Here is an 8,659-nt window from a genome sequence, read left to right as displayed (position 1 = left end):
GGCGCTTGCCATCACGCTCTCGCCTGCGGAGCTTGAGGCCTTGGATCGGGCCTTTCCGGAAGGAGTAGCCGCCGGCGCCCGTTATGGGGAGCCCCAAATGGCGCATCTCGATAGCGAGCGCCCCTAGCGCCCGCGGATAGAACAGAGGTGGATCGGGTATCGTTCGGGATGAACGGTCTCAAGCGTCCTAGGGCGCTTGAGACCTCTTCTCAACCGAAACCGCTATTCCTCGAAAACCGCTGTTCCTGGATCAGACGCGCGCAAGGAGCCCACAGGCTGGTGTAACTATCCCAAAATCCATCGTCGCCTCCGCGCAAGGGCGGGGCACCCTCGACGCCGGATAGGGGTGATGGAAGGGTGTCGGCGACCCGTGGATTTTAAGAAGTGTCCGCGCACCCCCGCGAACACGGCATGCGGATCGCGGCCCTCGCGAGCAAGCCTCTCTCGACGGATACGCCCGGGCGACGGAACCGGTCGCACGGTATGCATGGCAATGACTTGGCTTGCGCCCATAGTCTACGACCTGTAGACTCACGGCCGTTTTGGAGGAGATGGCATTCTCCCTATAACCGCCCTCGCGGCTGATGATGCCTACCGTTTCCGGAAATCGGAAAATGTGGGTGTTGTCGCTCTCGCGTCGAGCGCTCACCGACTGATCTCCGGGCCCATCAAGGACCCAAGCCGTCATACATCGGCCGCTAAGGAGGGACGGTGACGTTTTTTTGGATAGCCTGTTTTGCCGTACTAGGGGCTTGGCTGCGCTACGGCCAAAACCTCGCCGTGCAACGCCTTTTTGGACGGGCCTTCCCCTGGGCTACGCTCTCGATCAACGTCGCGGGCTCGTTTCTCATAGGCCTCCTCTCCTACCTGTTCGTCCACGTGACACATATGAGTGCGGCCATGCGTACGGGCATCATCGTGGGCGGTATCGGCACTTATACGACCTTCTCGACCTTCTCGCTCGAGACACTGCTGCTGCTCGAAGACGGGCAGACGGTCCGGGCCGTAAGCTATCTTGCAGCCTCGCTCGCCCTAGGGCTTGCCGCCGTCTTTCTCGGGGCGCTCGCGGCACCCCACCTTTGATTCGGAGGATATGATATGAAAGAAATCGCCGTGGTGCGCATCTATATCCGCGAGGGGGACCACTCGGACGGCCGCGACCTCATGGGGCGGATCTTTGCGATCCTCCATGACCAGCACAAAGTCCATGGGGTCACGGTGTTCCGCGGGATCGCCGGATTCGGCGCGCACGGTGAGACCCACGCGGCCGACCTCCTGCACATCACAGCCCACCTCCCGCTCATCGTGGAATTCTTCGACGCGCCCGAGGTGGTCGACGCGGCACTTGCCGAGCTGCAAGGACTCATTCCTGCCGGACATACCGTAAGATGGTCTGCGCTATGCCTCTGATCGCCATGCCATCGGGCGCAGACGGCGAATCGAGTGGCGTCACACGCCGCGCCCGCAGACAGGGCTTGCCATGAAGACCCTGGGGTTCATCGCGCTCTTCGCAATCCTCGGGGCCACCTCGCGCTATCTGCAGGCCTTGATCGTCGCGCGCATCGCAGGCGGTCCATTCCCGTGGGACATCCTTTCGATCAACGTTCTAGGGTCCTTCGCGATGGGCTTCTTGTTCTTTGAGACCCTGGAGCGCATCACTATAAGCCCCGAACTGCGCACGGGCCTCCTCACGGGCTTTCTGGGCGCCTATACCACCTTCTCGACCTATGTCTTCGGCGCACTGCATCTTTTCAAGCACGGGGCGTGGTTTATCGGGGGCGCCTATCTTTTTGGATCCGTGGCACTAGGTCTTGTCGCCACGGCCTTCGGCGCTTGGCTCTCACGTAACATTGCGCGCGGCTGAGGGGCCTTACAGATCGCGCGCCAGGACCAGAGCGTCTTCGCGTCCGCGCCGAGCCGGATAGTAATTTTTGCGCAAGCCAATCTCATTGAACCCGAGGGCATAATAGAGGGCATAAGCGCCCTTGTTGGATCGCCGCACCTCAAGCAAGGCCACCCTGGCGTGACCTGCGCGCGCCACATCGAGCAGATGCTTCAACATATAACGACCGAGGCCACGGCGCTGGTGGCGTGGATGAATGCAGAGATTCAAGACATGGCATTCGCCGGCGGCCACCGAGATAACCCCGTGCCCGACGAGACGCCCGCGGTCCTCGAGCACGCGACAGCAATAACCGACCCGCAGACAATCGCGAAAAATCCCCTCAGTCCATGGGAACTCATAGGCCTGCCGCTCCACCTCCATGACAAACGGCAGATCCTCGCTGCGCATGGCACGCAGCTTTATGGCAGGAGCAGCGTTCCGTTCAGGAGGCGTCGGCAATCGCCAGCTACTCATGGTGCACGATCCCCCTCGCGCGCTTGAGATCCGCCCACGCCGCCGCCTTATCCGCGGGGCGACGCAAAAGATATGCCGGATGATAGGTCGCAATCACCGGAATGCCATCATACTCATGGACGCCCCCGCGCAGCTGGCTCAACGGTTGCTCGGTGGATAAAAGGCTCTGGGCGGCAAAGCGGCCGAGCGCCACGAGGACCCGCGGTCGGACGGCGGCAATCTGCGTGCGCAGAAAGGGTAGGCAAGAGGTGACTTCAGACGGTTCGGGGTCGCGATTGCCAGGCGGTCGGCACTTCAAGACGTTCGCGATGAAGACCTCTTGCCGATCCAGCCCAAGCGCCCGCAGCATCGCATCGAGCAGACGTCCCGCGCGTCCGACAAAGGGCTCACCCTGTCTGTCTTCCTCGGCGCCGGGCGCCTCGCCCACGAAAAACCACGAAGCACTGCGGGGGCCCACCCCGAAAACGGTTTGGGTGCGATCGGCATGCAAGGGACACTGCGTGCAAGAGCGGACCTCCTCGCGCAGCTGGTCCCAATCGCCGTCCACGCCCTCGGAGAGCGGCTCCGGCGACGCTGCGGGCCTGTCGCGCTGCTCCCAGACGGTAACGCCCATGGCCTTGAGCCATGCCTGCCTTGTGCTTTTGCCCATGACCTAAGAGTATAACCGCGCACGAGGGGCCTTGGCGGAGATTTTACTACCGCAGGGCGCCGGTCCGCGGTAACAGGCGTCGTCCGGGCCGCATACCCGCGAGGTCGGCCGGAAGACCCCTCAATCGCCGCCACGCCTCTCTTCCGGGCGTGGGGCCGGACCCTGTCTGGGAGCGCGCGCCCGCAGATAGGCGACAAGCGCCGCGACCTGCCGATGACTCAAGGGATCGGTATAGGCGCGAGCGCGCCTCCCTCGCACGCCGGCCAGGATGTCGACCGCCAGATCGGCCGCTTCCTCGCTCTGCGCCAGCGCAAAAAGATCGGGGGCCGGATTGCCCGCGCCTGGCGTAGCGTGGCAGGCCGCGCAGAGGTGCGCGTACAGAAAGGCGCCCTCCCGTAGGCGTAAGGCGCTGGGATGCCGCGGCACGAGGCCGCGAAGATCGACAGGGTATGCGCGGTGTAGGGCGCGCATCTCGTGCCACACGATGTCGATCGCCCCGCCCTTCAGGGCGCGGCGGGCGCGCTCTATGCGGGCCTTTATGGGGGCCAGGGCGCACCCGGCCCGCTCACAATAGGACCGTGCCTCGAACCCCAGCACACCAAGATCGCTTTGGATGCGCGCGGCAAGCCGCGGGGACCTGGCGCCTGCATACGCGCGATGCGCCTCCTGCGCCAAGAGCGCCACCTCCAAGCGAAAACTAGCCCCGAGGGCGACGGTTATCGGCTGTCCAAGCAAGACGCAGAGCACCAAAAGGATGCGGCGACGCGCGCCCTGGGTAGGACCCGCAGGGACTCGCAACGCGGCGTTCGCTCTCACACGGTGACGACCAGATCGGCCGTGAGAATGGCATCGAGCAGTACGTCGCATTCCTCCTCGGTCAGCGTATGCCCACGCACATCGTGACGTGACAGGCAATGCGCCGCCAAGTCCTCCTTAAGCCACGCCACGGCCCCTTCCACGGTCTGCCGATCCGGAAACAGGTCGGTCTCCAAGATAACGATGCGCATAGCAGCCCCTTAAGTTGCCTTACAGAGAAATCACGGCATCCGCTTCGGCGAACGCCGCGCCTAGCCCTGCGACATCGAGACAGGGCAACCCTTGATCGGGCACGGTGGTTTCGATCGGCACCTCGGCGAGCTCAAGGGTCTCGACCTGCAGGGCATTCTCCGCGGTGTCGGCGACCGGCTCTGTCATCAGGATCAGCCGCACGGTGTGACCGAATATCGTCAATCCCGCGGCGACGCGCATGGCCTCCGTGTGATCGCAACGCCCCAGAACGACGAGGTGCTTTTGCGCGCCCATACTCAGAGGCTCACGATGCGTCGCGCCGAGGCGACCATGGCGCTATTGTCGGTCTGGCTTCCGAGAGTGCTGAGGCAAGACCCGTGCCCGAAGCGCTCCCAGGAATGCTCGCAGACCGCCACGCGGGCGCACGCCCGCAAATCGATATCGATCTGGGGATTACCGGCGAGCACCGCGGCCCGACCCGTCAGGAAAACTCCGCAGGGGATCTGACGCCGCGCGCAGGCGCGCAGCAGGCCGCACAACACCGGCGCCGATTCGACCCGTGACACCAAAAACAGGATATCCATCAACGCCTCCTCGCCCGACGCCACACCCACATCAGGATGATCACGCTAAACGCGGCCGCAACCAGGACGCCGGCAAGCGTGGGCAGTACCGCAAAATCGCCCCGCCGCCGCACGCGTGCGGCGTGCGCGTGCGCCGACCAGTCGCGCCAACCGCCCAGGAAAACCCGCGCCCGCACCCCGAGCATCCGCAACCGTGCGAAATAGGCCACCGACTGGTAGGGGCCCTCGCCATAGGCGATGACACCTCCCCGGGCGACACGCAAGGATCCCAAGTCCCCTCCTGCCCCCAGCAAGGCCAGGGGCCAGGATTGGGCGCCCGGTATGCGCTGATCGGCCCGCGGTCTCCGCTTACGATCAGTCAAGCGGCCGTCCACCAAGTCTACAAGCGGGCCGTGATGCAAAGACGCGGCAAGCTCGCGACGCAAGACCACAAGGTGCGTGCGCGGCCAGGCCGTATAGATGGCCTCCCGAAAGACACCGCGCGTCCGGCCGGTGCCTACAGCACGCGGATGGCGACCAAGCCAGCCCGTCAAAGGCTCCTGCACGACCTCCACGCGCCTTTGACCGGCGAGATACAAAAGACCCGCCACGAAATCCTCCGCCGTGCCATGATCCCCGGCCACCACGGCCGTCTCGGAACCCGTAAGCCCCATCGTCCCCAAAAGCCAGCGCAGGTTACGAAAGCTCACTAGTCCGCCCGATCGATCCTGAAAAACGCCGGGCGAGAGACAAAGCCCCCCTACGACCGAGCGCCGCACACAGAGGGCTTGCCGCCGTGTATCCACGACCACCGTATGCCGCGGGGCAGGCCACGGCATACGGGCATAGGCCACAAGGGCGGCCACGGGCCCGTGCGCCTGCGCATCCAGGATTGCCGCATGCGCCGTCAGCAGCCGCCGACCTTCGGCAATGGCCGCGCCGACCCTGGACGCCCCGCTGGTGGCGGGTTCTCAAGGTAGTAATTCACAAGCTCGCGCACACTCACCGTCCCATAGAGGCCACCCATGGGTATGGGCGCGAAGCGGCCCATGGTCTGCGGGGTCTGCGCGCGCTTCATGAACTGCGGCGAGACCGAGGCTATGCGCATCAGAAGCGATATACCGATCACCACCAGAACGATGCACGAACTACAGTAAAGCAGGATCTGGGAGCGCGTCATCGCCCCGCTGCCGGTTTTCGCCACGCCTGGCGCTCGCGCGCACCCCGCGTCCGGCATCGCCCCACCGTGCGACGTTTCCTTGGTCATCATAATGCCTCCTCACCTAGAACACGTCGGTTGTGAGAGCAATGTAAAGTACACACATCATGACGATGAACATCACGATTTGCGCAATTGTCGGGAGATCGATATCCATGAGTCCTCCTAGTGCCGGCCGCCAGTCGCAACCGGCCTCTTCTCGACGGCATACCGGCCGGCTGCGACATTACCCTTGTAGTACGCGGCTAGGCGCGCGACATTCAAGGCTTTTCCATCGACCGGGTTTATGACAGGCGGCGTGAAATACGCGACCCCGTCGCGGGTACGATGGAGCGAGGCCGGCGGGGCCACCAGCATATAAACAAGGGTCCCGATGGTCATAAAGCCGGTAAGCGACGCCAACGTGAGCATAGTCTTGTGACCGATTGGCAACATGGAACGGCCCTCCTCAGTTCTTGCGCACGAACACCCGCCAATGACGGTCGGCTTTCACGGTGACAAGATGCGTGCCGCCGACCGCCCCCACCACCGTTGGCAAGGCCTCCATGGAGGTCGGGTTATCGACCCTGACCTCGATCACAGCCCCCGACACCGCCTCGCCCAAGGCCTTCTTGGTCATAAGCTGCGGACGCGGACAGGAATCGCCCAAGACGTCCACTACGCGACTGATGTTTAACACCGTCCCATCCTCCAAGGTCAGCTGCCCGGCCGGCGTCGCGGTCTCGGAGGGGGGGGATTTGCGGCTGAATAGACCCATAACTTCACTCTCCTAAAGTCGATAAGGCATCGCGCGCGCTCGATACCGGGTTGGCCACCGTAGCTGGGCGCCCTACGGAGGGGCTTGCAGCGTGCTCGATGGAAATCGGCGTCTCTTGTTCTTGGGGCGCGAGAGCAGCGCGCTCGCGACGCAGAATCCGGCGGTACAGGGCATAGAGCGCGCCGGCCTGGATGACACCGAATACGATCGCAGGCACCCCCGTATCGCGCTGCAAAGTCAGGGCGTCGGCAAAGCCCAACTGCAAGGCCGCGGCGTTGGCATGTCCGGTCATAGAGGGTCCCGCAAGCGGCCAAAACGAGAAGGACCAGACAAGCGAGGACAGAAACAGTCCCACGATCAGAAAGAGCAGGGCCCACAAGGCGCCGATATTGCCCTCTCCGGTCTTGACCCAGGATGACACGGTGCATGCCCCGGCAAACACCATGCCGATACCGAAGAGAAAGAGCCCTATGAATTGATTGATACCGACGTCGAAACGCATGGGATTGCCGTTACCGATACTGATCATGGCCGTAAAGCCCACGGTCAGGATCATCATGGCAACCAAAAGGGCCTTAGTGTTGCGGTAGCTCTTAAAGAGCATGGCGTCGCGCAAGGCCGCCGTATTGCACCACCGCGAGCGCTGCACGAGTACCCCCACCGTGGTCCCGAACACGAAGGCCGCCGCGCATTGTCCGTAGACTGTGATCATGTCAAGCCTCCAAGATCTTCTTGTACACGAGCGTTCCGACCCAGGCGCCGATCACAAGGCCACTCACCGCAAGATAGCCGCCGAGATTCATTTCTGGCGTAAGACCGAGAAAGGTGCTCACATTGCAGACGAAGGACAGGCGAATGCCGATCCCCATGAGCAGGCCGCCTATCGTGATCATCACCCATTCCGACAGGTGTTTGGGCACGCGCCAGTAGAACTCCTTGCTCAGGATCGCGCTCACAAGGGCACCGAAGCCCATGCCGAGGCTGATGTAGATCTTCCAGTAGGCCCACGTCGGCTTGAATACCAAGTGCCAAAACGGAATACGATTCATCTCCTTGGCACCCACCAAGGACTTCACGAACAATCCCGCGATCATGGTCTCCCCGCCACCCACGGTCCAGGCACCAACGATCAGGAACAAAAAAATGTCCAGCACGGCGATGATCGCCAACGCGACAATGGGATCCAGAGATTTCTTGAAAAAATCCACGCGCCACCCCCCACACTCATGGTCAGTCTGCCGTCGCGCCCGCCCGGGACCTTAAGGCATCACCCCGCGCCTGGTACGCAGCGTAGCGCCCGCATCGATCGGACCGATCTCGCGCCTCGCCGGCTTAATCCCTTGAGCAAAACTCGGGCCACGCGCGAGCTCTAGCGAATTAGCGGGTCCCATGCACTGGGCGCACGGGTGGATATCACCATCCTGGGAGATCGCGTCACCAGGATGGTGATGCGGCTGTGGTATGGCTCGACGGGCCCGCTAAGGGCTAGTGAAACGAGGCGTTGAGGACAGAGATCAGTTCAGACTTGCCGCCAGGGATACGGGGCGCGCGAAGACGCAAGAATTCGATCAACCCGTGCTCCAGCCGCGCGGTCGGCGCATACCGGCCACCTTGCAGGCCTGCTTGACGTAACCGTAGGGAAAGAGCTCGAAGAGCCGTGAGCGCGCCTTGGTGCCCAGCCCCTGATCGGCCAAGTGACGGATCGTAAATCGGGCATCAGGGATGACCTGATGTTCGTCAAAGAAGCCCCGCATGAAGCGGATGACCTGCCAATGCTCATCGCCCAACACCAGACCTTCGGAGTGCGCCAGCGCCTCGGCTACCGGCTCGCTCCAGTCCCCCGGATCGATCAAATAGCCCTCCTCATCGATCGAGACGCGCGCACTGCCAGCCGAGATCTCCGCCATTACATACCCCCTTACGAAATCACTCATGACCGCGTCGGAACGGTCCCGGAATATCAGCGGGTCCGCCCGGCCCTGGGCGCGCTGGGAACCGGCGCCATGGCCAGACTTTTTCAGATGGGGGCCCGGGCATGCCTTGACCCAAATCAAGACCAAGCGGCGCCGCGGGCCTTGCCGCGCGCGCCTTCCTGCGGCACTCT

15 protein-coding genes, 1 pseudogene and 1 riboswitch are annotated in these 8,659 nt (G+C 63.3%); of the genes and pseudogenes, 3 read left to right on the top strand and 13 right to left on the bottom strand.

Annotation, left to right across the window (positions count from 1 at the left end):
* The first annotated feature begins 538 nt into the window (after positions 1–538).
* A riboswitch (Fluoride riboswitch) is annotated at positions 539–601 on the top strand.
* A 110-nt stretch (positions 602–711) separates the two neighbouring features.
* The 3 genes from crcB (at position 712) to ACYCTF_RS13595 (ending at position 1,864) form a co-directional block, all read left to right on the top strand.
* On the top strand, positions 712–1,083 hold the full coding sequence (crcB, locus tag ACYCTF_RS13605) for a fluoride efflux transporter CrcB (RefSeq protein WP_461284157.1): 372 nt from the start codon (positions 712–714) through the stop codon (positions 1,081–1,083).
* Positions 1,084–1,098: 15 nt separating this feature from the next.
* Positions 1,099–1,410, top strand: coding sequence for a DUF190 domain-containing protein (locus tag ACYCTF_RS13600; protein ID WP_461284156.1), 312 nt, complete (start codon positions 1,099–1,101; stop codon positions 1,408–1,410).
* Between the two features lie 70 nt (positions 1,411–1,480).
* Positions 1,481–1,864: a fluoride efflux transporter FluC gene (locus ACYCTF_RS13595; protein ID WP_461284155.1), complete on the top strand. Its 384-nt coding sequence runs from the start codon at positions 1,481–1,483 to the stop codon at positions 1,862–1,864.
* A 6-nt stretch (positions 1,865–1,870) separates the two neighbouring features.
* Here the strand turns inward: ACYCTF_RS13595 and rimI are convergent, their stop codons facing one another.
* From rimI to ACYCTF_RS13530, 13 genes and pseudogenes are all read right to left on the bottom strand, one after another.
* A complete protein-coding gene (rimI, locus tag ACYCTF_RS13590) occupies positions 1,871–2,359 on the bottom strand; it encodes a ribosomal protein S18-alanine N-acetyltransferase (RefSeq protein WP_461284154.1) in 489 nt (162 codons plus the stop codon).
* The gene (locus tag ACYCTF_RS13585; protein ID WP_461284153.1) at positions 2,352–3,008 is read right to left on the bottom strand and encodes a uracil-DNA glycosylase; all 657 of its coding nucleotides are present in this window, start codon (positions 3,006–3,008) and stop codon (positions 2,352–2,354) included. The genes rimI and ACYCTF_RS13585 overlap by 8 nt, the downstream gene beginning before the upstream one ends.
* A gap of 120 nt (positions 3,009–3,128) precedes the next feature.
* Positions 3,129–3,806, bottom strand: coding sequence for a c-type cytochrome (locus ACYCTF_RS13580; RefSeq protein WP_461284152.1), 678 nt, complete (start codon positions 3,804–3,806; stop codon positions 3,129–3,131).
* Positions 3,807–3,820: 14 nt separating this feature from the next.
* Positions 3,821–4,015: a hypothetical protein gene (locus tag ACYCTF_RS13575; protein ID WP_461284151.1), complete on the bottom strand. Its 195-nt coding sequence runs from the start codon at positions 4,013–4,015 to the stop codon at positions 3,821–3,823.
* 19 nt (positions 4,016–4,034) lie between these two features.
* Positions 4,035–4,310 (bottom strand): hypothetical protein, encoded by a 276-nt coding sequence (locus ACYCTF_RS13570; protein ID WP_461284150.1) that lies wholly within the window; start codon positions 4,308–4,310, stop codon positions 4,035–4,037.
* A gap of 2 nt (positions 4,311–4,312) precedes the next feature.
* A complete protein-coding gene (locus tag ACYCTF_RS13565; RefSeq protein ID WP_461284149.1) occupies positions 4,313–4,600 on the bottom strand; it encodes a hypothetical protein in 288 nt (95 codons plus the stop codon).
* Positions 4,600–5,445 (bottom strand): hypothetical protein, encoded by an 846-nt coding sequence (locus ACYCTF_RS13560; protein ID WP_461285043.1) that lies wholly within the window; start codon positions 5,443–5,445, stop codon positions 4,600–4,602. Before ACYCTF_RS13560 ends, ACYCTF_RS13565 begins: the two co-directional genes overlap by 1 nt.
* Positions 5,446–5,486: 41 nt before the next feature.
* Positions 5,487–5,849: a hypothetical protein gene (locus ACYCTF_RS13555; protein WP_461284147.1), complete on the bottom strand. Its 363-nt coding sequence runs from the start codon at positions 5,847–5,849 to the stop codon at positions 5,487–5,489.
* A 114-nt stretch (positions 5,850–5,963) separates the two neighbouring features.
* Positions 5,964–6,233, bottom strand: coding sequence for a hypothetical protein (locus ACYCTF_RS13550; protein ID WP_461284146.1), 270 nt, complete (start codon positions 6,231–6,233; stop codon positions 5,964–5,966).
* A 13-nt stretch (positions 6,234–6,246) separates the two neighbouring features.
* Positions 6,247–6,555: a sulfurtransferase TusA family protein gene (locus ACYCTF_RS13545; RefSeq protein ID WP_461284145.1), complete on the bottom strand. Its 309-nt coding sequence runs from the start codon at positions 6,553–6,555 to the stop codon at positions 6,247–6,249.
* A gap of 4 nt (positions 6,556–6,559) precedes the next feature.
* Positions 6,560–7,267: a YeeE/YedE thiosulfate transporter family protein gene (locus ACYCTF_RS13540; RefSeq protein ID WP_461284144.1), complete on the bottom strand. Its 708-nt coding sequence runs from the start codon at positions 7,265–7,267 to the stop codon at positions 6,560–6,562.
* A gap of 1 nt (position 7,268) precedes the next feature.
* Positions 7,269–7,766: pseudogene (locus ACYCTF_RS13535) on the bottom strand (YeeE/YedE thiosulfate transporter family protein); the annotation flags it as partial.
* A 357-nt stretch (positions 7,767–8,123) separates the two neighbouring features.
* Complete coding sequence (locus ACYCTF_RS13530) at positions 8,124–8,462, bottom strand: TusE/DsrC/DsvC family sulfur relay protein (protein WP_461284143.1); 339 nt, start codon at positions 8,460–8,462, stop codon at positions 8,124–8,126.
* Positions 8,463–8,659: the final 197 nt, after the last annotated feature.

The organism is Acidiferrobacter sp. (assembly GCF_054609335.1).
This window is presented reverse-complemented; position numbering and strand designations above follow the sequence as displayed.

Bases quoted from the DNA above. Each gene is read 5' to 3' on its own strand.
- ACYCTF_RS13565 (WP_461284149.1), bottom strand. From the start codon at position 4,600: ATGGATATCCTGTTTTTGGTGTCACGGGTCGAATCGGCGCCGGTGTTG.
- ACYCTF_RS13600 (WP_461284156.1), top strand. From the start codon at position 1,099: ATGAAAGAAATCGCCGTGGTGCGCATCTATATCCGCGAGGGGGACCAC.
- ACYCTF_RS13585 (WP_461284153.1), bottom strand. From the start codon at position 3,008: ATGGGCAAAAGCACAAGGCAGGCATGGCTCAAGGCCATGGGCGTTACC.
- ACYCTF_RS13595 (WP_461284155.1), top strand. From the start codon at position 1,481: ATGAAGACCCTGGGGTTCATCGCGCTCTTCGCAATCCTCGGGGCCACC.
- rimI (WP_461284154.1), bottom strand. From the start codon at position 2,359: ATGAGTAGCTGGCGATTGCCGACGCCTCCTGAACGGAACGCTGCTCCT.
- ACYCTF_RS13530 (WP_461284143.1), bottom strand. From the start codon at position 8,462: ATGGCGGAGATCTCGGCTGGCAGTGCGCGCGTCTCGATCGATGAGGAG.
- ACYCTF_RS13545 (WP_461284145.1), bottom strand. From the start codon at position 6,555: ATGGGTCTATTCAGCCGCAAATCCCCCCCCTCCGAGACCGCGACGCCG.
- ACYCTF_RS13575 (WP_461284151.1), bottom strand. From the start codon at position 4,015: ATGCGCATCGTTATCTTGGAGACCGACCTGTTTCCGGATCGGCAGACC.
- ACYCTF_RS13555 (WP_461284147.1), bottom strand. From the start codon at position 5,849: ATGATGACCAAGGAAACGTCGCACGGTGGGGCGATGCCGGACGCGGGG.
- ACYCTF_RS13570 (WP_461284150.1), bottom strand. From the start codon at position 4,310: ATGGGCGCGCAAAAGCACCTCGTCGTTCTGGGGCGTTGCGATCACACG.
- ACYCTF_RS13550 (WP_461284146.1), bottom strand. From the start codon at position 6,233: ATGTTGCCAATCGGTCACAAGACTATGCTCACGTTGGCGTCGCTTACC.
- ACYCTF_RS13540 (WP_461284144.1), bottom strand. From the start codon at position 7,267: ATGATCACAGTCTACGGACAATGCGCGGCGGCCTTCGTGTTCGGGACC.